The organism is Bacillus sp. NPDC094077 (assembly GCF_050279465.1).
Lineage (GTDB): Bacteria > Bacillota > Bacilli > Bacillales > Bacillaceae_G > Bacillus_A.
On record NZ_JBNNUF010000005.1, the window covers coordinates 163,753 to 163,974 of the forward strand.

Consider the following 222-nt stretch of genomic DNA (forward strand, 5'->3'; position numbering starts at 1 on the left):
GAATCTGAAGAAGTGGAAGTAATTGCAGAAACAGAAGAATCTGAAGAAGTGGAAGTAATTGCAGAAACAGAAGAATCTGAAGAAGTGGAAGTAATTGCAGAAACAGAAGAATCTGAAGAAGTGGAAGTAATTGCAGAAACAGAAGAATCTGAAGAAGTGGAAGTAATTGCGGAAACAGAAGAGTCTGAAGAAGTGGAAGTAATTGCGGAAGCAGAAGAGTCT

At 38.3% G+C, this 222-nt stretch carries 1 protein-coding gene; it reads left to right on the plus strand.

All coding sequences use genetic code 11. From position 1 onward, the window contains the following. Window positions 1-222: hypothetical protein (locus tag ACQKNR_RS14985; protein ID WP_427318582.1), on the plus strand; the 222-nt coding region annotated here is incomplete at both ends.